Here is a 22,217-nt window from a genome sequence, read left to right as displayed (position 1 = left end):
ACTTGTTAGAAAAATATGGCTATGTGTACAGCCGAGATTTAACCAAGATAACCCCGACAGGGATTCATTTAATGTACATTAAAGCAACGCATTGAGTTGGTTTACTCGTCAATTAGCTTTAAAGGCGTCGAGTCTTTGGACATCCTTTAGAGGATTACGCAAAAATAGAGGCCGTCAAATTCCCTCGGTAATTAAGCGAACGACAAAGTTGCTTGGTAATTAAGGTACGACAGAATCGCTTGGTGATCACACTTTGAAGTATCAGCAAGTCTAAACGACCAATTCATTCAGGTATAAAACTATGGTTCAACCAAAAGTGAGAAACATTGTTTTCGACGTCGGCAACGTGATTGTCCGCTGGGACCCTATAGAGATTACTCGACTCACTTTTGTGGAGCGTGAAGATCATGAACAACTTGCCAAAGTAATCTTCCAATCCCAGACGTGGGTAAATTTGAACAAAGGGCTCATATCAGAAACAGAAGCCAAAACTCAATATCAGCAGCTACTCGGATTATCAGAGCGGGAAAGTGAACAGCTATTTTATTATGTAACGCAGACTCAACGCCTCATAGATGGTTCAATTGAACTCGTTCAACGCATTAAAAATGCAGGTTATGGTGTCTATGCACTAACGGATAACGTTCACGAAATAGTATCTTACTTAAAGTCAACCTACTCATTTTGGCCGCTATTTGATGGCGCGATAGTATCGGCGGATGTGGGCATGCTGAAACCTCAACCAGAAATTTATCATTCGTTACTCAATAAGTTCAATCTTATAGCTTCAGAGACCGTGTTTATTGATGACATGCTTTACAATGTCGAAGGAGCAAAGTTTGTTGGTATGTATGCAATTCAATTTGAAGATATAGACCAATGTGAAAAAGACTTAATCTCGCTAGGGCTGAATATCTAGGGCGTTTTCGGGTCTAGTTCCATTTTGCATGTTCAGCGAAACACTCTGCATAAAGCGAATCCAATTCCATAGATAGAGATTGCTTGGTTTTGTCCGTAGCTGGCTTTTTTGCCCATTTATTGATCCCGTCAAAAAACCAAATGGGTAAATAGGCGAATTTCCCTCAATTGTCGATTATGTGACCTTTTGCCTAGGGGTTGTTCGTTGAGTTTGTTGATAACAGATCAATTGCTTATGCTTGCGAGCATGTCGAACGTTACTTCAAATTAGTAAGCATCATATTTAATAATGCCGTTGTTTACACAAAAGGATTGAACTTGACAATGAAAAAACTAATGAAAAACATTACTACCGTTAGTATAGCTACCTTAGCGGCTCTACTTCCAAATCTATCTTCCGCTGCCGAAACGACTAATGAAAATAACTTACTAGGTTATGCTGTTGCTTGGAAACAAACAGCAGCAGAATATCGAGCACTCTATTATCAAGGGTTCAACGTGGCGAAAATGCACATTGACAAAGCACTTTCGGAACACAAAAAAGGAGACAAACCTTTAGCTATTGTGACAGATCTTGATGATACTCTGGTACTTCCTCTTGAATATTGGGGACACTTAATAAAACACAACAAGGATTTCTTCGAAGATCCAATTTGGGATGAATGGGTTCCAACTAATGGTATGATCCCATCATTTGGAGCAAGTGATTTTCTTGAATATGTGAATAGCAAAAATGTCGATATTTTCTATGTCACTTCACGCAATCAAGGAGCTCCGACATGGGAGCTAGCCAAACAAAATATTCTGGCAATGGGATTCCCTTTGAAAGACGACTCTCATCTGACTGTACTCATGGACACATCCAACAAAGAAACGCGTCAGAAAGAAATTTTAAAAGACTATAACGTCATTGTCTTTCTTGGCGATAACTTGAATGACTTTAAGCGTAAATACTACATCAAAGGTGATGTAGATGGTCGTATAGCTAAAATGGAAGAAGATAAAGAGCTATACGGTAGCAAGTACATTCTTTTTCCGAATCCAACCGATGGTCATTGGATCGCAGCTATTTTTGGTGATTCAGAGCCACCTCAGAGTAAAGAAAACCGAGAAGTCCTCATTAACGCCGCTACAAAATCTGCTTGGGACGGCAACTAATTTTAAATGATACAACTAAAATTTAAGCCCCAAATGGGGCTTAAATTGAAGGGTGCTTAAAATCCTGTGTCAGCCAAATTGGGTTCGCTATGTTTCCCCTAATTATTGCTACACTTAAAGTAAGCAGCAACTGTAAACTCGTCAGTCAGTTGGCTAAACTCACCGATAGCCAATCTACTCATATAGCGATGTCGCTCAAAGGGGCAGATCAAAGGACTGTCAGTTCGGAAATTTTGGCGGTTTCGGTGTAGACCCCTGTATAAGTCTAACGATATAACAAAGAAAAGGGCTTCCATTTGGAAGCCCTTTGCATATGTGAGCGGATTAGCCCGCAAGCACGTCAGTGGCGACCTTGTAGCTTGGGTCTTCTTTGACGTTAATTTCGACCAGACTACCCGCCTTGTGGAGCAGTTTACGGCAGTCAGGGCTTAAATGGCGCAGATGTAATGTCTTACCTTGAGCAGAATAGCGCTCTGCAAGGGTTTCAATCGCTTCGATAGCAGAATGGTCAGTGACGCGTGAATCTGCGAAATCGACAATAACATCGCTAGGGTCTTTGATTGCATCGAAAATTTCTAGGAAATTAGCCACTGAGCCAAAGAATACTGGACCGTGGATCTTGTACTCTTTTGAGCCTTCCTCGTTAATGCAGGTATCCGCGTAAATGTGTTTAGCGTGCTGCCAAGCAAACATCAGAGCGGACGCAATCACACCGACAAAGACAGCGATAGCAAGGTCAGTGAGTACGGTAACGACGGTTACCAATACAATAACAAAGAAATCTTGTTTAGGTACACGACGAGCGAGTTTAAAGGTTGCCCATTCAAATGTGCCGATAACCACCATGAACATCACACCCACAAGTGCCGCGAGTGGAATCATTTCGATCAGCGCGGAAGCAAACAGGATGAACATCAGCAGTGCAACTGCCGCGACGATACCCGACAGGCGACCACGGCCACCTGAGTTTACGTTGATCATTGATTGACCAATCATCGCACAACCACCCATTGCCCCAAATACGGAACAGGTCATGTTTGCCATACCTTGACCGATACATTCGCGGTTAGACTGGCCACGACTGTTCGTCATCTCATCAAGTACTGTCAGTGTAAGCAGAGATTCAATCAGGCCGATAGCCGCAAGAATGATGGCGTATGGCAAGATGATTTGCAGCGTCTCAAATGTCAACGGTACTGCAGGGATCGAGAAAGTCGGTAATGAACCTGCTAGCGTTGCGGCTTCATCCCCTGACATAGTGCGTAAGAAGTCAACAACGGTACGTGTTTCCAGATCTAAGCCAATAACTAGAGCACTTACTGTCACAATAGCCACCAGTGATGAAGGGACGGCAGTTGTGAACTTAGGTAAGAAATGAATGATAGCCATCGTAAGCGCAACGAGACCAAGCATCAACATCATCTGGTCTTGTGGTAACCAAGTCAGCATACCATTGAGATCCGGTGCTTTAAATTGACCAAGCTGGGCTAAGAAGATCACAATCGCCAAACCATTAACGAAACCGATCATAACAGGATGTGGCACGATACGAATGAATTTGCCGAGTTTAAATAGACCAGCAGCAATCTGTAGGATACCTGCGAGCAAGATAGCGGCGAAGAGGTATTGTACGCCGTGTGACGCAACTAGAGATACCATAACAACGGCCATCGCGCCTGTTGCACCAGAGATCATTCCTGGACGACCGCCAAAAATTGAGGTGATTAGGCCAACGATGAAAGCGGCGTATAATCCGACCATTGGGTCAACACCCGCGACAAAAGCGAATGCGACGGCTTCAGGAACCAAGGCAAGTGCAACGGTTAAACCTGATAAAACATCATTTTTTACAGAGTGTTTTGAAAATTGTGGGAATTCAAACATGTTTGCTCAGTTTGGCTAAGTGGTTATAAGTAGTCTGAATTGTATTTAGTCGTCACTGGGCAAAATGCAATGTAAAAGAGCAGAGTGACTAAATGAAATACTCTCGGTGGTTAACTACGTAGAGTATAGATTCAGGTCGAGTCGGCGAATGCTACCGAAAAGTGTGATTAAGTTCAAGATTGGAGCCAGTATTGAACCATATTTGTGATCAATAGATGCAAATCGCTTAATCAGTTTCATTGTAGGTGTTTGCTTACATTGAAGTTTGCAAGAGATAAAAAAACAGCCTCTAACTAGAGGCTGTTTATCAACAGATCAGTGATGACTAAAACTGAGGTTTGGTCATTACTGCGCCAGCTTGGTTTGTAGCAACTTGGCTGCCTGCGCCACGAGACTGGTAACGGTCTTCTTTAAGCGGAGCTGAGACTACAGTGATCTCTTTCATCTCTTTGTTGCCTGGGGCTTTTGCCATAGGAGCACTTGCGTGACCTTTAAAGCCTTGAGGTACCAAGATTTCAGAAGTTGTGGCTTCGATAACTGGCTCAGCTTGAATAACTGTAGGTTCAGATTGCTCTACAACCTCAGCTACTGGAGCCGTTTCAACCGCTTCAACCTCAACTGTTTCAACTTCAACCACTGCAACTTCAACGATTTCGTTTTCAACCGCTGGAGCTTCATCAGCCACTTCAGTAACCACAGCTTGTTGCGCTTCAACAATCACTGGTTCTTCACGGCGAATGATGACTTTGCCCATTGCCATTTCTGGGCAAGCGAAACCACCTAAAGTGCTCGTTGCTGTTTCAACGACAACCGCTTCAACCACAGGAGCCTCAACTTTATCAGCCTTCACGTGTTTAGGTGCTGGCTTAATAATACCGTAGCTTGGCATCACTTTACCCATCGCCATCTCAGGAGAGGCTACGCCACCCTTACGTAAACGGAATGGGTTAGGACGACGGTCACGACCGCGACGGCGACGTTGTCCACTAGCACGTAAGTGACGAGGCGAACGACGGTTACGACGTTGTTTTGGTTGCTCAGCAGACTCTTCTGCTTCAGCTTCCACAACAGCCTCTTCGAACATCTCTGCTTTAGCATCGCTAGCAATCAGTTTTGCTTCTTCGTCAGCTTTAGCTTGTGCCTCTTGATCTTTAACACGAACTTGCTTAGAAAGTTTGCGACGCTGGCGTCGCTCTTTCACTTTTGCCGCTTTCTCTTCAGAACGTTCTTTAGCTGCTTCTGGCTTCTCATTAAGTTGTGCATCAGCCGCCAGTTTCAGGCCTTCTTCAGCAACTTTGCTTGCCTTAACATCGTCACGCTTGTTGCGACGTGGTTCCTGTTTAGGCTTACGGTTTTGTTGCTGCTTACTACGTTCGTTCGCTTTTACTTCGCTCTTCGCTTCGTCACGTGTGTTCTTACGCTTATTATCGCGCTTGTCTTCACGGTTTTCGTTACGACTTTCGTTGCGGTTATCGCGGTTGCTGCGACGACGGTTATCATTGCGATTACGGCGGTTACGGTTGTTACGGTTACCGTCTTTACGCTCGTTCTGCTGTTGCTTCTCTTGATCCTGCTCTTTTTGTGAAGAGCCGAAAAGGAAGCTGCCTAAAGCTTTAAAGAAGCGGCTTACAAGACCAGGTTGTGACTCTTGTTGTTCCGCGTTGTCTGCTTTCTTCTCAGGCGCTTTTACTGGGCTAGGAGCAGGTGCTGACTGTGTTGGTGCCGCGAAACCTTTCAGAGCAGGCTCTTCAATTTTCTTAGGCTTAATATCAACTTCTGCAGGTTCTTTACCTTCAGCCTCTTTCATTGCTTCGATTTTCTGAGGCAATAGGTAAGAGAGAAGATCAAACTCTTCGCCTTCGCGGATACGGATCACGTCAAAGTGCGGCGTTTCCATATCAGAATTTGGTACAACAGTAATTTTAACGTCTTGAATGCGCTCAATGTGGTTCACTGAGCGGCGCTTCTCATTTAATAGGTAAGAAGCGATAGGCACAGGTACAACTGCAAGAACCTGAGCTGTATTGTCTTTCAATGCCTCTTCTTCAATCAGACGAAGAACAGACAATGCAAGAGATTCGTTGTCACGAACTACGCCAGTACCTGTACAGCGAGGGCAAATATGGTGACTTGCTTCTGCTAGCGAAGGGCTAAGACGTTGACGAGACATTTCTAACAAACCGAAGCGAGAAATTCGGCCTATTTGTACACGTGCACGATCCATGCGAACAGAGTCGCGTAGTCGGTTCTCTACTTCACGCTGGTGTCGAACTGGAGTCATATCGATAAAGTCGATAACCACTAGACCACCGAGATCGCGTAGACGAAGTTGACGTGCAATTTCTTCCGCTGCCTCTAAGTTAGTGTTTAACGCTGTCTCTTCGATATCACCACCCTTAGTTGCGCGAGCAGAGTTAATGTCGATAGATGTAAGAGCTTCTGTTGGGTCAATAACGATTGAACCACCCGATGGAAGACGAACTTCACGTTGGAAGGCCGACTCAATTTGGCTCTCAATTTGGTAGTGACTAAACAGCGGAACTTCACCATCGTATTTCTTAACACGATTTACGAAGTCTGGACGAACCAAACGGATGTGCTCAAGAGCACGTTCGTAAATGGTGTTGCTATCGATAAGAATTTCGCCAATGTCACGACGTAGGTAATCACGAATCGCTCGAACGATAACATTGCTTTCCTGGTGGATTAGGAAAGGTGCCGCGTTTGCATCTGAAGCTTGCTTAATTGCGCCCCAGTGGTTCAAAAGCACGTTTAAATCCCACTCAAGTTCTTCTGCACTCTTACCAACACCCGCAGTACGAACAATTAGGCCCATACCTTGCGGTAGTTCTAATGTGCTAAGTGCTGATTTGAGTTGAGTACGCTCATCACCTTCGATACGGCGAGAAATACCACCGGCACGAGGGTTATTTGGCATAAGAACTAGGTAGCTACCCGCAAGCGAGATGAACGTAGTAAGAGCTGCGCCCTTGCTACCGCGTTCTTCTTTTTCAACTTGTACGATTACTTCTTGGCCTTCAGTAAGCACTTCTTTAATGCTTGGACGACCTTGGTAGGTGTAACCTTCAGGGAAATATTCGCGGGCAATTTCTTTTAGAGGGAGGAAGCCGTGTCTTTCTGCACCATAGTCAACGAAAGCCGCTTCAAGGCTAGGTTCGATGCGAGTGATACGTCCTTTGTAGATATTTGCTTTTTTTGATTCATGTCCAGGGCTTTCGATATCCAAATCGTACAGGCGCTGACCATCAACCAAAGCAACACGCAACTCTTCTTTTTGAGTTGCGTTAATTAACATTCTTTTCATTGATAAATCTCGTTGTCATTCTTTGTTTTATTACTTGTCATTGCTATCGCTTTCATGGTGCCAGATCCCATGGCTTAATCTTTGCAGCCTCCCGGCTGGAGGGATGCGCTCGGGCACTTCAGTCTCACAAGCTTTCTCGTTTAGCTTGTGAGCCGCATTATTGGCGGTAAACACTCAACATGATCGGCGACGAGTAGGGTGACAAGATTGTTAATTTCAAAAATGTCTTACGCCGTGTGCTGCATTTTGGTAAATTAACGGGCTACTCAAATTATTGCTCAAAAATGAGTTGGTTTGTTTAAAAGGCAACCAAATCACTTATTGCAGGGGTGAACTATAGCAGTACCCATTAAAGTCAGCAATCTGCTTTATAATAATTCGCTAAAAAAGCCGATTTTATTTTCCGTAAGTATCTGTTTTATAGGTTTTATTGAGCCTAATTTATGAAATTGTAATAAAGTCGATGAATTTTTATTCGTAGCGGATCTTGCATCCATTATTAGTTGAGCCATTTTCCAATATGTTGCGAAGAAAATGTGATTTTGCGCAACTTTGAATGATAGAATAATCAGATGAGTGAAATAAGAACAAATGTCCAGTTTGTCGACATAGACGAAGATATGGCGGGTCAGCGTATTGATAACTTCTTACGTAACCAGTTGAAAAGTATCCCTAAAAGCATGGTTTATCGAATCTTGCGTAAGGGAGAGGTACGAGTAAACAAAAAACGTGTCAAAGCGGAATATAAGCTGAAAGCTGGGGATCTGATCCGAATTCCACCAGTCACCGTTGAAGAAAAAGCCGATGAAGTCGCCCCTAGTACAAAGTTAAATAAGGTGGCTGAGCTTGAGCACATGATTATCTATGAAGATGATCATATGTTGGTTTTAAATAAACCTTCAGGTACAGCAGTGCATGGCGGAAGTGGTCTAAAGTTTGGAGCCATTGAAGCGTTAAGGGCGTTACGTCCAGAAGCACGTTTTCTTGAACTGGTGCATCGCATTGACCGAGATACGTCAGGAATCTTGTTGGTGGCAAAAAAACGTTCAGCGCTACGTCACTTACAAGCGCAATTTCGTGAAAAGACCGTTCAGAAGTACTACTTCGCTTTAGTCATGGGTGAGTGGAAAAGCAGTTGTAAGGTTGTCAACGCCCCTTTGCTTAAAAATGAAGTTAACAGCATTGTGCGAGTGAACCCTAACGGTAAACCATCAGAAACTCGATTTAAGATTATCGAGAAGTTTGCCGATGCAACACTGATACAAGCAAGCCCTATTACGGGTCGTACCCATCAAATTCGCGTGCATACTCAGTACACGGGTCATCCGATAGCGTGGGACGACAGATACGGTGACCGACGTTTTGATGCATACACGGCGAAAGTAGGGCTAGATCGTCTTTTCCTTCATGCGGCGAATATTAAGTTTCAGCACCCTTCTAATGATGAATGGATGGAAATTAATGCGCCGATGGAACCGAAGTTAGAAAAGACACTGGCAGGTCTAAGAGCAAGTACTGCTCGTTAGAGCACCTCAAACCCTTGGTTGCGTAACATATCAATCAAGTCGATCAATGGTAATCCGACCAAGGTGTTTGGATCTTTACCTTCGAGTCGCTCGAATAGCGCGATACCCAAACCTTCACTCTTGAAGCTGCCAGCACAGTATAGTGGTTGCTCTTTAGCCACGTAACTTTCTATTTGCTGTTGGCTTAGTGAGCGAAAATGGACCGTAAAGGTGTCGACTTTAACCTCTGTCTGCTTGGTGAGGTTGTTGTGCACAGCCAGACCAGTGAAAAACTGAATCGATTGACCACTTTGTTGTGTCAATTGCTCAATCGCTTTTTGCTCGGTAAGTGGTTTACCAATGATTCGACCATCAATCACACACACTTGGTCGCTACCAATGATCAAAGCCGTTTCTTCAACCTGACATGACTCTGCTTTTCCTTTGGCTAAGCGTGAAACTAGCTCAATAGGTGTTTCGTGCTCTAAGGGTGTTTCATCAAATTGTGGAGAGGCAGTAATAAATGAAACTGCCAATTTATTGAGCAGTTGTTGGCGGTATGGTGATGTTGAGGCTAAAACTAGTTGGTAATTCTGCATTTTAATTTACAATCTAACAGCGGGTTAGTGTGAGCTTAATCTATATTATGGTTGTGATACTAGCTCTCTTGAGGAGAAGGAAAAAAAGTACAACTTTTTGCCCTTTTTCTTTGACTCTAAACGATTTGGAAGATAAAATTCGCGCCCTATGCAAAAGGTAAAAATACCGCGTACGATTGATCCGTCACGCGCTGCTCAAAAGCGACTAGATGTTGAAGGTATTATTCAAGTTAGTCTCTTTAAGCGCTTAGAGGAATCAGTTGAAGGCGTTAAACGCGACGCCCAAGTGTCAATGTCATTTGACTTAGATGAGCAGCGACTCGTTGTTATCTCTGGTAAAGCTAACATCGTGGTCGACTTAGAGTGTCAACGCTGTAATGAGGTTTTCGCACATGAGTGCGACGTCCAATTCACTTATACACCGTATTACGGTGAAAAGACTGAAGAGGAAGCACCGGAAGAGTACGATTTGGTAGATCTGAACGAGTACGGTGAAATAGACCTAATACAGTTAGTTGAAGACGAGTTCATTCTAAACTTGCCTCAAATAGCAATGCACGATGAAGCGGACTGTAGCGTTGATTCAGATAATATGGTGTTTGGTAAACTTCCAGAAGAAATTGTGGAAGAAAAGAAACCGAATCCATTTGACGTTTTAAAAAGCTTAAAGAAGTAATTCTTTAAGAACTTACATAGGAGTAGGGTCAATGGCCGTACAAAAGAGCAAGAAATCACGTTCAATGCGTGGCATGCGTCGTTCACACGATGCACTAACTACAGCAGCACTTTCTGTAGACGCAACTTCAGGTGAAACTCACCTACGCCACAACGTAACTGCTGAAGGTTACTACCGTGGCAAAAAGGTTATCAACAAGTAAGGTTGACCTTTGCAAAATATAACCGTTGCACTTGATGCAATGGGCGGGGATTTCGGTCCTCGCGTCACAGTGCCTGCCGCCGTGCAGGCACTGTCGCATTTCCCAGAGCTAAAAGTGATCCTTATTGGTGATCAAACCGCGATCACGTCTCAATTATCTTCTCTTGGTTATAAACAGGATACGCGTTTGAGTATCCAGCATACTGACCGAGTGATCTCCAACTCAGAAAAACCTTCTCTTGCACTTAGAAATAGCCACGGCACGTCAATGGCCACTGCAATTGAATTGGTCGCTGAAAATCAAGCGGACGCTTGTGTAAGTTGTGGTAACACGGGCGCTTTGATGGCACTGTCTCGTTTCAAGTTGAAATTGTTACCTGGAATCGAAAGGCCAGCTCTTATCTCTGCGTTACCTACCGCCTCCGGGGGACGAACCTGGATGCTCGATTTAGGGGCGAATGTATCAAGTGATGCCGATTCACTGTTTCAATTCGCTGTCATGGGTAGCGCTCTGGCCGAGCAATATTTGCAGCGAGCGCCTCGTGTCGCGATTCTCAATATCGGCGCCGAGGAAATTAAAGGTAATGACCTTGTAAAGCGTTGCGCGGAGATGCTCGCTCAGACTCATTCGGTTAATTTTGTTGGTTACATTGAAGGTAACCAGCTATTACACGATGCCGCAGATGTTGTTGTTTGTGATGGTTTCGTGGGCAATGTTTGTCTTAAAGCCTGTGAAGGCACAGCTCAGCTATTTATTGATAAGTTAAAATCGAGCATGATGACCTCATCTCTAAAAGGTTGGATTGCAAGAAAATTATTTTCTGGCTTATTTAATGAGCTAAAAACATTGAACCCCGACCAGTATAACGGCGCAAGTTTGCTAGGATTGCGCGGCATTGTCATAAAAAGCCACGGAAGTGCTGACGTAGACGCAGTCATCAACGCGATTGGTGAAGCACTGCATGAGGTCAAACGACAAGTACCCAGCCGTATTAGCGATCGTTTGGAAGCGGTTTTACTCGAGAGGCATTATTAGTCTTCATGTATAGCAAAATTTTAGGTACTGGCAGCTACCTGCCATCTCAGGTGCGTACTAACGCAGACCTTGAGAAAATGGTAGATACTAGTGATGAGTGGATTGTTACTCGCACGGGTATTAAAGAACGTCGCATTGCTGCTGAGAACGAGACAGTTGCCGACATGGGTTATATCGCTGCGAAAAATGCGATTGAAATGGCAGGTATCGATAAAAACGATATTGACCTTATTATTGTCGCGACAACGAGTGGCAGCCATACCTTCCCATCGTCTGCATGTCAGGTTCAAGCCAAGCTTGAGATAAAAGATTGTCCAGCATTTGACTTAGCAGCGGCATGTTCAGGTTTTGTATATGCTTTGTCTGTAGCGGATCAACATATCAAATCGGGCATGTGCAAAAATGTGCTGGTGATTGGTTCTGACGCACTTTCTAAAACTTGTGACCCGACAGACCGTTCAACCATTATTTTGTTTGGTGACGGTGCGGGTGCAGTCGTAGTAGGGCAGAGCGAAGAACCAGGCATTCTTTCGACTCACATTTATTCAGATGGTCGATTTGGTGAGCTACTCAGCCTTGAAGTACCTGAACGTGGTAAAGACGCTGACAAGTGGTTACACATGGCAGGTAATGAAGTGTTCAAGGTTGCGGTGACTCAGCTTTCTAAGCTGGTTAAAGATACGCTTGCCGCGAATGACATGCACAAGTCTGAATTAGACTGGTTAGTTCCACATCAGGCGAACTATCGCATTATTTCTGCTACGGCCAAAAAGTTATCAATGTCACTGGATCAAGTGGTCATTACCCTAGATAGACACGGCAACACGTCGGCGGCGACGGTACCAACTGCGCTAGATGAAGCCGTACGTGATGGGCGTATCAAGCGTGGCCAGACACTGTTGCTTGAAGCATTCGGTGGCGGCTTCACATGGGGCTCGGCTTTAGTCAAATTCTAAGCCAGACGAAATTTATGATTAAGGTGCTTAGTCGCATCTTTCTTACTTTGTTTTAAGGAAAAGAAAATGAGCAAGTTTGCTATCGTATTTCCAGGTCAGGGTTCTCAAGCTGTAGGTATGCTCGCTGAACTTGGCGAACAGTATGACGTAGTTAAACAAACATTTGCTGAAGCGTCTGACGCTCTTGGCTACGACCTATGGGCATTGGTCCAAAATGGTCCTGCTGAAGATCTCAATCAAACGCACCGTACTCAGCCAGCATTGCTAGCTTCTTCTGTTGCTATCTGGCGTGTGTGGCAAGAGCTTGGCCTTGAGCAACCAGCTAACCTAGCGGGTCACAGCCTAGGTGAATACTCTGCGCTAGTTTGTGCGGGTGTTATTGACTTTAAACAAGCGATTAAGCTTGTTCAGCTTCGTGGTCAGCTAATGCAAGAAGCAGTGCCAGCTGGCACAGGTGCAATGTACGCAATCATTGGTTTAGACGATGATGCAATTGCGAAAGCGTGTGAAGAAGCAGCACAAGGTGACGTTGTATCACCAGTTAACTTTAACTCTCCAGGTCAGGTAGTCATCGCTGGTAGTAAAGATGCGGTAGAACGTGCAGGCGCACTTTGTAAAGAAGCGGGCGCTAAGCGTGCACTTCCTCTACCTGTATCAGTACCTTCACACTGTGCACTAATGAAGCCTGCGGCTGACAAGCTAGCGGTTGCTCTTGAAGAGATCGAATTTAACGCACCTCAGTTCCCAGTGATTAACAACGTTGATGTCGCAGCAGAAACGGACCCAGCGAAAATCAAAGACGCACTGGTACGCCAGCTATACAGCCCAGTTCGTTGGACTGAAAGCGTGCAACTGATGAGTGAGCAAGGTGTTGAGACGCTATTGGAACTTGGCCCTGGTAAAGTTCTCACTGGCCTGACAAAACGCATTGTTAAGACGCTAGGCGGCGCAGCTGTGAATGATGTTGCATCTCTAGAAGCTGCTAAGTAATAAAGAATTTAAGGAATAACGAACATGATGAACCTAGAAGGCAAGATTGCTCTAGTAACTGGTGCTAGTCGTGGTATTGGTCGCGCTATCGCTGAACTGCTTGTTGAGCGCGGTGCAACCGTTATTGGTACAGCAACGTCTGAAAGTGGTGCTGCGGCGATCAGCGAGTACCTTGGTGAAAATGGTAAAGGTCTCGCACTAAACGTAACTGACGTTGAGTCAATTGAAGCAACGCTTAAGACTATTAACGACGAGTTCGGTGCAATCGACATTCTAGTGAACAACGCTGGTATCACTCGTGATAACCTACTAATGCGTATGAAAGACTCTGAGTGGGATGACATCATCGACACTAACCTAACGCCAATCTTCCGTATGTCTAAAGCGGTACTACGCGGTATGATGAAGAAGCGTTCAGGTCGTATTATCAACGTAGGTTCTGTTGTTGGCACTATGGGTAATGCAGGTCAAGCAAACTACGCAGCAGCAAAGGCGGGTGTTATCGGTTTCACTAAATCGATGGCTCGTGAAGTGGCTTCACGCGGTGTAACGGTGAATACGGTTGCTCCTGGTTTCATTGAAACTGATATGACGAAAGCGCTAAATGATGAGCAACGCGCAACCACACTGGCGAACGTTCCAGCTGGTCGTCTAGGTGATCCACGTGAGATTGCTTCAGCAGTAGTATTCCTTGCTTCTCCAGAAGCAGCTTACATTACTGGCGAAACTTTGCATGTAAATGGCGGCATGTACATGGTGTAAAACGCTTTCCTGGCAGAAAAGATGAACTTTTTCATTAATTTTCACTCAAATTTCTGCCAGCTAAGTGAATTTGCACGATTTGTCGTCAACTAGGCTACTTATTGTCATAAAAATAGCCTATAGTTTGTGGTTGATGACGAGAACATGCGCAAGATTTGTGCATGATTTAAGTCAAAAATGTATTGAATTTCGGTTAAAATCGCTAAAATTGTGGTTTGACCAGCAAGGTCCCTCTTGCAACTTTCAGTAGTTCGAATAAACTACGGAATCATCGCATTAGGCGAAATCTGTAAAGGAAAAGAAAAAATGAGCAACATCGAAGAACGCGTAAAGAAAATCATTGTTGAGCAGCTAGGTGTAGACGAAGCTGAAGTTAAAAACGAAGCTTCATTCGTTGACGATCTAGGTGCTGATTCTCTAGACACTGTTGAACTAGTAATGGCTCTAGAAGAAGAATTCGACACTGAGATTCCAGACGAAGAAGCTGAGAAAATCACTACTGTTCAAGCTGCAATCGACTACGTAAACAGCGCTCAGTAATATCTCTCCCAGGCGGCCTTCTGGCCGCCTGTGTTCTTTTTAACACTTCTATCCTTCCATAGAATCATTTCAATTCCGGAGAATAAAATCGTGTCCAAGCGTCGTGTTGTTGTCACTGGCATGGGTATGTTGTCACCGGTAGGCAACACCGTAGAATCATCTTGGAAAGCCTTGCTAGCTGGTCAAAGTGGTATTGTAAATATTGAACACTTTGATACCGAAAATTTCTCAACTCGCTTTGCGGGTCTAGTGAAAGACTTTGACTGTACTGAATACATGTCTAAGAAAGATGCGCGTAAAATGGATTTATTCATCCAGTACGGCATTGCAGCTGGTATCCAAGCTTTAGATGACTCTGGTTTACAAATCAACGAAGAAAATGCACCTCGTGTAGGCGTAGCGATTGGTTCAGGCATCGGTGGTCTAGATCTCATCGAAGCAGGCCATACTGCTCTTGTTGAAAAAGGCCCACGTAAAGTTAGCCCATTCTTCGTTCCATCAACCATCGTTAACATGGTTGCAGGTAACTTATCTATTATGCGTGGTCTTCGCGGTCCTAACATCGCGATCTCGACGGCGTGTACTACTGGCCTTCACAACATTGGTCATGCAGCTCGTATGATTGCATACGGTGATGCTGATGCAATGGTTGCTGGCGGTGCTGAAAAAGCGTCTACGCCACTCGGCATGGCAGGCTTTGGTGCAGCGAAAGCACTGTCAACTCGTAACGATGAGCCACAAAAAGCTTCTCGTCCTTGGGATAAAGACCGTGATGGTTTCGTTCTCGGTGACGGTGCAGGCATGATGGTGCTTGAAGAGTACGAACACGCCAAAGCGCGTGGTGCGAAGATTTATGCTGAGCTTGTTGGCTTTGGTATGTCTGGTGACGCTTACCACATGACTTCACCTAGTGAAGACGGTTCAGGTGGTGCGCTAGCAATGGAAGCCGCGATGCGTGATGCTGGTATTACTGGTGTTCAGGTAGGCTACGTTAACGCTCACGGTACATCAACTCCAGCAGGTGATGTGGCAGAAATCAAAGGCGTTAAGCGCGCTCTAGGTGAAGAGGGTGCTAAACAAGTTAAGGTGTCTTCAACGAAATCGATGACTGGTCACCTACTTGGTGCTGCGGGTTCGGTTGAAGCTATCATTACTGTAATGTCGCTTGTTGACCAGATTGTTCCGCCAACAATCAACCTAGACAATCCAGAGGAAGGCCTAGATATCGATCTTGTTCCTCATACAGCTAAAGAAGTATCGATGGAGTATGCAATTTGTAACTCGTTCGGCTTTGGCGGTACTAACGGTTCGTTAGTCTTTAAAAAGATCTAATTAGACTTTTTCTGGTTTAAAACGGCTTAATGCTTTGGCATTAAGCCGTTTTGTTATTTAATAAGCCAAGATTTTCACGCGCTTCGATGCCAGACAAATATAAGGAAGTGACATGTTCTTGGTTAACGGCAGTCCCTCTGATTTTATCTCTTTAACCGATCGATCATTCCAATACGGCGATGGCTGTTTTACCACTATGCTGACAAGAAATGGCACCATTCAATACTGGTCATATCATAGAGATCGCATGAACGCTTGCTTGGACTTGTTACAAATCCCTCATCCTGATTGGCAGCAGGTAGAGCAGTGGTTGGACAGAGTGGTGAGAACAGATCATAGGGCTGGTATCAAACTCCATATTAGTCGTGGCGAAGGGGGTAGGGGATATAGCCCTACTCAAGTGGACTCACCAAATGTTACTATTAGCGACTTTATTTATCCGCCTCATTATGAACAATGGCTAGAGCAAGGATTGTCGCTCGGTATATGCACCACGCGGCTTGGACACAACCCACTATTGGCTGGGCATAAGCACAACAATCGTCTTGAACAGGTGCTACTGAAAGCCGAAATGGATGGCGCTCATTTACCTGATGGTATTGCACTCGATATCGATGATCATGTCATAGAAACTACCATGGCAAACGTGTTTTGGCTTCGCGGTAACCAGTTATGTACTCCTGATCTCTCTAAGTCGGGGGTTTCGGGTGTGATAAGACGGGTCATTTTGGAGTGGGCCAAGGCGAATGGCATCGCAATCGAAGTCAGCAACTTCGCTTTGACAGATGTGCTAGACGCCGACGAAGTATTTATCACCAACTCAATTCTTGGTGTTGCACCGGTAAACCAGATAGGTGAAAAGACGTTTGCAATAGGAACAATAACTAAACGAATTCAGGAGATGGTTAACTCGTGATTAAAAAAATCACTCTTTTTCTGCTATTGGTAGTCGCACTCGCTGCGGCTGGCTACTTCTATGTTGCCAAGCAGGTTCAACACTATGTGGATCAACCTATAAAGATCGAACAAGCCGAAATTTTCACGATTGAATCAGGAACGAGTTTTAATCGTGTTTTGGCTAATCTAACCAAAGCTGATTTGATAGAAACGAGCGATATGGTTCAGTTCGTACGCCGTTTTCATCCCGAACTCACCCAGCTTAGGGCAGGAACCTACCTTCTTGAGCCTGGCCTTGATCTTAAGCAAGCCTTGATGCAATTTAAACAAGGTAAAGAGCATCAGTTTGCGATCACTTTTGTCGAAGGTTCTACATTCAAAGAGTGGCGAGAAATTTTAGAAGTATCGCCATACTTAGAACACGAGTTAATGGGACTCAGTGAGGCCGAAATCGCGGAGTTAGTGGGTTTACCACATCAAAAGCTTGAGGGTTTGCTACTCGCAGAAACATACCACTACACATTTGGTGCGTCCGATCTTGATATTATCAAGCGAGCTGCGGCTAAGCTTCAGGCAGTGCTTGATGATCACTGGGAAAAACGTCAGGCGAATTTACCCCTTAAAACATCGTACGAGGCCCTAATTCTTGCCTCTATTATAGAGAAAGAGACGGCTGTTGAATCGGAGCGTGAACGTGTTGCCGCAGTGTTTATAAATCGCCTCAATAAACGTATGCGACTACAAACGGATCCTACGGTTATCTATGGCATGGGAGACAAGTACGACGGCAATATTCGCAAAAAAGATCTGCGTACTCCGACACCTTATAACACCTATACTATTTTTGGATTGCCGCCAACACCGATCGCTATGCCTGGTGAGGCCTCCATCGCCGCAGCGTTGAATCCTGAAGATAGCAACTATCTTTATTTTGTCGCAAGCGGTAAGGGTGGTCACGTTTTCTCTAAAACATTGGCTGAACACAACCGCGCTGTTCAAGCGTATCTAAAACAATTAAGAAGTAACAAATGAAAAACGCAAAATTCATCGTTATCGAAGGCCTAGAAGGGGCTGGTAAAAGCACGGCGATTCAAGCTGTTCTAGAAACTCTCAAACAGGCGGGGATTGAGCGTATTCAGCAGACACGTGAGCCTGGTGGTACCGCATTGGCGGAAAAACTTCGTACCCTTGTGAAACAAGATCACCAAGGTGAAGAGTTGCAGGACATGACGGAACTGCTATTGATGTATGCTGCCAGAGTTCAATTGGTTGAGAATGTGATAAAGCCAGCCCTTGCTGATGGTGTCTGGGTGGTTGGTGACCGTCATGATATGTCTTCTCAAGCTTATCAAGGTGGTGGCCGTCAGATTCCTCATGAAACCATGCAGGCCCTCAAAAAAACTACCTTGGGAGATTTCAAACCCGACTTAACGCTTTATCTTGACCTCGATCCTCGTGTCGGCTTAGAGCGTGCTCGAGGGCGTGGTGAGCTTGACCGCATTGAAAAAATGGACATGAGCTTTTTTGACAGAACACGCGAACGCTACTTGGAAATTGCTGATCAAGATGATTCTGTTGTGATTATCAATGCAGAGCAAGCTATTGCAAAGGTTGCTGCGGATATCTCTGCCGTGTTAAGTGATTGGGTGAACGCGTAGCCTATGAACCAACTTTATCCTTGGCTGGCTGGCTTATGGCAGGAGTGGCAGGCAAATCTACAAACTGACCGTTTTTCTAACGCGTCTCTTGTCGTCGCGCAACAAGGGATGGGTATCGAGCAACTAATCGAGCAGTTTAGTCGGGCTGTGATGTGTCAAAACTATCCCGCTGAGGCTTGTGGGTTTTGCCACTCATGTCAGTTGATGGAGTCTAAAAGCCACCCTGACTATCACATCATCCAGCCTGAAAAAGAGGGCAAGACGATCACTGTCGAGCAGATTCGCCAATGTAATCGACTCGCGCAGGAATCGTCACAGCTATCTGGGGCAAGGTTGTTTGTTATTTATCCTGTCGAAGCGATGAATGAGTCGGCGGCGAATGCCCTGCTTAAAACGTTAGAAGAGCCTTCTTCGAGCTGTATGTTCTTACTGGTAACACATCGTTCACATTCACTATTACCAACAATTACTAGCCGTTGTCAGCAGTGGCACTTGGCCGCTCCTGAATCTCAATCGGTTGCCAAATGGTTAAGCGAACAGTCGATTGGTGAAGTGCCTGCTTATGCTGCCCATATTAATGGTAATGCGCCTCTCGCGACATTGACGTTTGTTCAACAGGGTAAAGTGAGTCACTATCTTGAACTCGAATCGCAGTTTCTTGCCCTATGCCGACAGCAAGGGGACGTTGTCAAATTGGCTAAAGATCTTGCTCAAGAGCCTAGCGAATCACTGAATTGGGTATGGTATCTGCTTGCAGATGCACAAAAGGTTCACTACGGTTTGCACACCTCGTCTTTTACACCAGGGGCTGCTCAAGTAGCACAGCTAGTGGACTATCAGAAGTTGTATACACAGACTGAGGAATTAATCAAACTCATAGAGCAGCTTAGACTACACTCCGGGTTAAATGCTGAGTTGCTTATTCTTGATTGGCTGTTCAAATTTAATGGGGACATATGTTCGTAGATTCTCACTGTCACTTAGACAAATTAGATTATCAAGAGCTACACAATGGTATAGAGGATGTGGTTGCTAAGGCGAAAGCGGCCAATGTGACTGATCTGCTGTCTGTTGGTGTTACGCTTGACTCTTTTCCTAATATGATTGAGTTGATTGAACCATACGATAATGTCTATGCATCTTGTGGTGTTCATCCTCTCGATGTTGAGAGCGATTTCGCACTCGATCAACTTCATGAATATGCCTCTCACCCCAAAGTTGTGGCTATTGGTGAAACGGGTCTTGATTACCACTACCAGCCTGAGACCGCAGAACTTCAAAAGCTGCGCTTTGAGCAGCAAGTTGAGTTGGCGGTAAAACTGAACAAGCCGCTCATTATCCACACTCGCAATGCACGTCAGGATACATTGAATATTTTGGCGAATGGCCATGCGGAAAAATGTGGAGGGGTTATTCATTGTTTCACTGAGGATCTTCCTTTCGCTCAAGCCGCAATGGAAATGGGTTTTTATATATCAATTTCTGGGATCGTGACTTTTCGCCAAGCCACCGAGCTGAAAGAAGTTGTGAAAGCTTTACCACTTGAAAGGCTGCTTATTGAGACCGACTCACCTTATTTAGCTCCCGTTCCTCATCGAGGTAAACAGAACCAACCAGCGTATGTAGTGGAGGTGGCTTCCTACATTGCACAGCTTAAAGGGTGTTCACTCGGTGAGGTTGGGCAAAAAACCAGCGAAAACTTCAGGAATCTTTTTTTGTGATAGAAAAAGAGATTTGTAAGAAAAAGGAGCACAAGCTCCTTTTTTTTTGTGTCCAAGATCACGTGCTACCGTTTTTTTAGCCTTGTTTACTAAATATGTTGAAGATGAGAATTAAAAATGTACGGGTTGTAATTTTGTTACATGAAATAACAACCGTGTCTATTTTATTTACCGATCGAAATTAATAAGTGTCATTAATTTTATTAATAAAAACAAGATGTTATTAAGGTGAAATCCATTTCAAATCAGCTTTTGGATTGTGATCTATATATTAGTTTGAAACTAAATTTCGTAACTCGCTAGAAAGTTTGATTACCAGCAATATATATTTAGAGGCAGAAAATATACTGTCATATGTGGTTACATTTTCTTTGGGTGCTAACATTTAAGGCTACGGGGGTGTGCCGTTAGAGCCCAATAATTCTTATAATTTTTCAGGAGCATAAACATGTTTAAGAACCTTTTTGCTAACCTGCAAAAAGTTGGTAAAGCTCTGATGCTACCAGTATCGGTGTTACCAGTTGCAGGTATTTTATTAGGTGTAGGCGCTGCCGACCTAGGCTTTATTCCAGATATCGTATCGAATTTGATGGAACAAGCGGGCGGTTCAGTATTTGGTCAAATGGCACTACTGTTCGCAGTAGGTGTGGCACTTGGCTTTACTAACAACGACGGTGTAGCTGGTCTTGCTGCAATCGTTGGTTACGGCATCATGACTGCAACACTAGGCGTAATGGCTGGTGTTATGGGTGTTGAGAAAATCGATACTGGTGTTCTTGGTGGTATCCTAGTAGGTGGTGTTGCTGCATGGGCATTCAACCGCTTCTTCAAGATCCAACTTCCAGAATACTTGGGTTTCTTCGCTGGTAAACGTGCTGTGCCAATCATCACTGGTTTTACTGCGATTGGTCTTGGTATCGTTCTTTCAGTTGTTTGGCCTCCAATCGGTGGTGCTATCGCATCATTCTCTGACTGGGCTGCTCACCAAAACCCACAAGTTGCATTCGGTATCTACGGTATCGTTGAGCGTTCACTAATCCCATTCGGTCTTCACCACGTATGGAACGTACCATTCTTCTTCGAAGCAGGTACTTGTGTTAACGCTGCTGGCGAAACTCAAAACGGCGTACTTACTTGTTACCTAGTGGCTGATGAGGCTTCTCGTGCTGCGGGCAATGGCTTCGGTCAGCTAGCGGGTGGTTACATGTTCAAGATGTTCGGTCTACCAGCTGCTGCTATCGCTATCGCTCACTCTGCTAAACCAGAGAACCGTGCGAAAGTAATGGGTATCATGGCTTCTGCTGCACTGACTTCATTCCTAACAGGTATCACTGAGCCAATCGAGTTCTCATTCCTATTCGTTGCTCCTGTGCTTTACGGAATTCACGCTCTACTAGCTGGTTCTGCGTACGTTGTTGCTAACACTCTAGGTTTTGTACACGGTACTTCATTCTCACACGGTCTAATCGACTTCCTAGTTCTTTCTGGTAACTCTCAGAAGATGGGTCTGATGGTTGCTGTAGGTCTAGTTTACGCTGCAATCTACTACGTGGTATTCCGCGCAGTTATCAAAGCGATGGATCTTAAGACTCCTGGTCGTGAAGATGAAACAGAAGAGACTTCAGTTGCTACTGGTTCTGACCTGGCTGGTGAACTTGTTGCTGCATTCGGCGGTAAAGCTAACATCACTGGTCTTGACGCATGTATCACTCGCCTACGTGTTGCCGTTGCAGACACAGCAGCTGTTGACCAAGACAAACTAAAACAGCTAGGCGCTGCAGGTGTTGTTGTTGTAGCAGGTGGTGTTCAGGCTATCTTCGGTACTAAGTCTGACAACCTGAAAACAGAAATGGATGAGTGGATTCGTAACCACGGTTAATCCATCCCCATACTGATTAAAAGGAGGCATTAGCCTAATGCCGATCAGTTAAGAGATAAATGATCGGTTGAACGATCCTGCAGATAGCTTATAAAGGCTCTAAGTTTCTATAACTTTGAGCCTTTTATTTTGCAATTAACTACAGCCCTAACACTCGCCAATCGTTATGCCCCCAATACT

The 22,217-nt window shown here is 44.7% G+C and carries 20 protein-coding genes; 17 read left to right on the top strand and 3 right to left on the bottom strand.

The window, feature by feature from the left end; translation table 11 throughout:
- Positions 1-301: 301 nt before the first annotated feature.
- Positions 302-919 (top strand): HAD family hydrolase, encoded by a 618-nt coding sequence (locus QTN95_RS17000; RefSeq protein WP_331418292.1) that lies wholly within the window; start codon positions 302-304, stop codon positions 917-919.
- A 323-nt stretch (positions 920-1,242) separates the two neighbouring features.
- Positions 1,243-2,076, top strand: coding sequence for a 5'-nucleotidase, lipoprotein e(P4) family (locus tag QTN95_RS16995; RefSeq protein ID WP_331418291.1), 834 nt, complete (start codon positions 1,243-1,245; stop codon positions 2,074-2,076).
- A 324-nt stretch (positions 2,077-2,400) separates the two neighbouring features.
- Here the strand turns inward: QTN95_RS16995 and QTN95_RS16990 are convergent, their stop codons facing one another.
- Together QTN95_RS16990 and rne are read right to left on the bottom strand one after the other, a co-directional pair.
- Positions 2,401-3,960, bottom strand: coding sequence for a SulP family inorganic anion transporter (locus tag QTN95_RS16990; RefSeq protein WP_331418290.1), 1,560 nt, complete (start codon positions 3,958-3,960; stop codon positions 2,401-2,403).
- Between the two features lie 325 nt (positions 3,961-4,285).
- On the bottom strand, positions 4,286-7,285 hold the full coding sequence (gene rne / locus QTN95_RS16985; RefSeq protein WP_331418289.1) for a ribonuclease E: 3,000 nt from the start codon (positions 7,283-7,285) through the stop codon (positions 4,286-4,288).
- Positions 7,286-7,857: 572 nt separating this feature from the next.
- Between rne and rluC the strand changes: the two genes are divergently transcribed.
- Positions 7,858-8,811: a 23S rRNA pseudouridine(955/2504/2580) synthase RluC gene (rluC, locus tag QTN95_RS16980; RefSeq protein WP_331418288.1), complete on the top strand. Its 954-nt coding sequence runs from the start codon at positions 7,858-7,860 to the stop codon at positions 8,809-8,811.
- On the opposite strand, the gene QTN95_RS16975 is transcribed toward rluC, so the two are convergent.
- Positions 8,808-9,389: a Maf family protein gene (locus QTN95_RS16975; protein WP_331418287.1), complete on the bottom strand. Its 582-nt coding sequence runs from the start codon at positions 9,387-9,389 to the stop codon at positions 8,808-8,810. The genes rluC and QTN95_RS16975 overlap by 4 nt on opposite strands.
- Positions 9,390-9,537: 148 nt before the next feature.
- Between QTN95_RS16975 and yceD the strand changes: the two genes are divergently transcribed.
- The 14 genes from yceD (at position 9,538) to ptsG (ending at position 22,037) form a co-directional block, all read left to right on the top strand.
- Entirely contained in the window at positions 9,538-10,065 is a 528-nt protein-coding gene (gene yceD, locus QTN95_RS16970; protein WP_138970790.1) for a 23S rRNA accumulation protein YceD, read from the top strand.
- Between the two features lie 31 nt (positions 10,066-10,096).
- A complete protein-coding gene (rpmF, locus tag QTN95_RS16965) occupies positions 10,097-10,267 on the top strand; it encodes a 50S ribosomal protein L32 (protein WP_004414666.1) in 171 nt (56 codons plus the stop codon).
- A 9-nt stretch (positions 10,268-10,276) separates the two neighbouring features.
- Entirely contained in the window at positions 10,277-11,302 is a 1,026-nt protein-coding gene (gene plsX, locus QTN95_RS16960; protein ID WP_138970791.1) for a phosphate acyltransferase PlsX, read from the top strand.
- 5 nt (positions 11,303-11,307) lie between these two features.
- Complete coding sequence (locus QTN95_RS16955; protein ID WP_331418286.1) at positions 11,308-12,258, top strand: beta-ketoacyl-ACP synthase III; 951 nt, start codon at positions 11,308-11,310, stop codon at positions 12,256-12,258.
- 66 nt (positions 12,259-12,324) lie between these two features.
- On the top strand, positions 12,325-13,248 hold the full coding sequence (gene fabD / locus QTN95_RS16950; RefSeq protein WP_269376033.1) for an ACP S-malonyltransferase: 924 nt from the start codon (positions 12,325-12,327) through the stop codon (positions 13,246-13,248).
- Positions 13,249-13,275: 27 nt separating this feature from the next.
- Positions 13,276-14,010, top strand: a complete 735-nt coding sequence (fabG, locus tag QTN95_RS16945; protein ID WP_331418293.1) for a 3-oxoacyl-ACP reductase FabG — start codon at positions 13,276-13,278, stop codon at positions 14,008-14,010.
- 306 nt (positions 14,011-14,316) lie between these two features.
- The gene (gene acpP, locus QTN95_RS16940) at positions 14,317-14,550 is read left to right on the top strand and encodes an acyl carrier protein (protein ID WP_004406112.1); all 234 of its coding nucleotides are present in this window, start codon (positions 14,317-14,319) and stop codon (positions 14,548-14,550) included.
- A gap of 90 nt (positions 14,551-14,640) precedes the next feature.
- Complete coding sequence (gene fabF / locus QTN95_RS16935) at positions 14,641-15,882, top strand: beta-ketoacyl-ACP synthase II (protein WP_138970795.1); 1,242 nt, start codon at positions 14,641-14,643, stop codon at positions 15,880-15,882.
- A gap of 112 nt (positions 15,883-15,994) precedes the next feature.
- Positions 15,995-16,798, top strand: a complete 804-nt coding sequence (pabC, locus tag QTN95_RS16930; RefSeq protein WP_331418284.1) for an aminodeoxychorismate lyase — start codon at positions 15,995-15,997, stop codon at positions 16,796-16,798.
- Entirely contained in the window at positions 16,795-17,811 is a 1,017-nt protein-coding gene (gene mltG, locus QTN95_RS16925; protein WP_138970797.1) for an endolytic transglycosylase MltG, read from the top strand. The genes pabC and mltG overlap by 4 nt, the downstream gene beginning before the upstream one ends.
- Positions 17,808-18,437, top strand: a complete 630-nt coding sequence (gene tmk, locus QTN95_RS16920) for a dTMP kinase (RefSeq protein WP_331418283.1) — start codon at positions 17,808-17,810, stop codon at positions 18,435-18,437. Before mltG ends, tmk begins: the two co-directional genes overlap by 4 nt.
- A gap of 3 nt (positions 18,438-18,440) precedes the next feature.
- Positions 18,441-19,403 (top strand): DNA polymerase III subunit delta', encoded by a 963-nt coding sequence (holB, locus tag QTN95_RS16915; RefSeq protein WP_331418282.1) that lies wholly within the window; start codon positions 18,441-18,443, stop codon positions 19,401-19,403.
- Entirely contained in the window at positions 19,394-20,158 is a 765-nt protein-coding gene (locus QTN95_RS16910) for a TatD family hydrolase (protein ID WP_331418281.1), read from the top strand. The genes holB and QTN95_RS16910 overlap by 10 nt, the downstream gene beginning before the upstream one ends.
- Positions 20,159-20,606: 448 nt before the next feature.
- A complete protein-coding gene (gene ptsG / locus QTN95_RS16905; protein WP_269376026.1) occupies positions 20,607-22,037 on the top strand; it encodes a PTS glucose transporter subunit IIBC in 1,431 nt (476 codons plus the stop codon).
- Positions 22,038-22,217: the final 180 nt, after the last annotated feature.

It is taken from the genome of Vibrio sp. M260112, assembly GCF_036533775.1.
In the GTDB taxonomy this organism is placed as follows: domain Bacteria; phylum Pseudomonadota; class Gammaproteobacteria; order Enterobacterales; family Vibrionaceae; genus Vibrio.
This window is presented reverse-complemented; position numbering and strand designations above follow the sequence as displayed.

Bases quoted from the DNA above. Each gene is read 5' to 3' on its own strand.
- fabD (WP_269376033.1), top strand. From the start codon at position 12,325: ATGAGCAAGTTTGCTATCGTATTTCCAGGTCAGGGTTCTCAAGCTGTA.
- pabC (WP_331418284.1), top strand. From the start codon at position 15,995: ATGTTCTTGGTTAACGGCAGTCCCTCTGATTTTATCTCTTTAACCGAT.
- QTN95_RS16975 (WP_331418287.1), bottom strand. From the start codon at position 9,389: ATGCAGAATTACCAACTAGTTTTAGCCTCAACATCACCATACCGCCAA.
- QTN95_RS16910 (WP_331418281.1), top strand. From the start codon at position 19,394: ATGTTCGTAGATTCTCACTGTCACTTAGACAAATTAGATTATCAAGAG.
- QTN95_RS16955 (WP_331418286.1), top strand. From the start codon at position 11,308: ATGTATAGCAAAATTTTAGGTACTGGCAGCTACCTGCCATCTCAGGTG.
- fabG (WP_331418293.1), top strand. From the start codon at position 13,276: ATGAACCTAGAAGGCAAGATTGCTCTAGTAACTGGTGCTAGTCGTGGT.
- tmk (WP_331418283.1), top strand. From the start codon at position 17,808: ATGAAAAACGCAAAATTCATCGTTATCGAAGGCCTAGAAGGGGCTGGT.
- rluC (WP_331418288.1), top strand. From the start codon at position 7,858: ATGAGTGAAATAAGAACAAATGTCCAGTTTGTCGACATAGACGAAGAT.
- rpmF (WP_004414666.1), top strand. From the start codon at position 10,097: ATGGCCGTACAAAAGAGCAAGAAATCACGTTCAATGCGTGGCATGCGT.
- QTN95_RS16990 (WP_331418290.1), bottom strand. From the start codon at position 3,960: ATGTTTGAATTCCCACAATTTTCAAAACACTCTGTAAAAAATGATGTT.
- acpP (WP_004406112.1), top strand. From the start codon at position 14,317: ATGAGCAACATCGAAGAACGCGTAAAGAAAATCATTGTTGAGCAGCTA.
- holB (WP_331418282.1), top strand. From the start codon at position 18,441: ATGAACCAACTTTATCCTTGGCTGGCTGGCTTATGGCAGGAGTGGCAG.
- rne (WP_331418289.1), bottom strand. From the start codon at position 7,285: ATGAAAAGAATGTTAATTAACGCAACTCAAAAAGAAGAGTTGCGTGTT.
- yceD (WP_138970790.1), top strand. From the start codon at position 9,538: ATGCAAAAGGTAAAAATACCGCGTACGATTGATCCGTCACGCGCTGCT.
- QTN95_RS16995 (WP_331418291.1), top strand. From the start codon at position 1,243: ATGAAAAAACTAATGAAAAACATTACTACCGTTAGTATAGCTACCTTA.
- ptsG (WP_269376026.1), top strand. From the start codon at position 20,607: ATGTTTAAGAACCTTTTTGCTAACCTGCAAAAAGTTGGTAAAGCTCTG.
- QTN95_RS17000 (WP_331418292.1), top strand. From the start codon at position 302: ATGGTTCAACCAAAAGTGAGAAACATTGTTTTCGACGTCGGCAACGTG.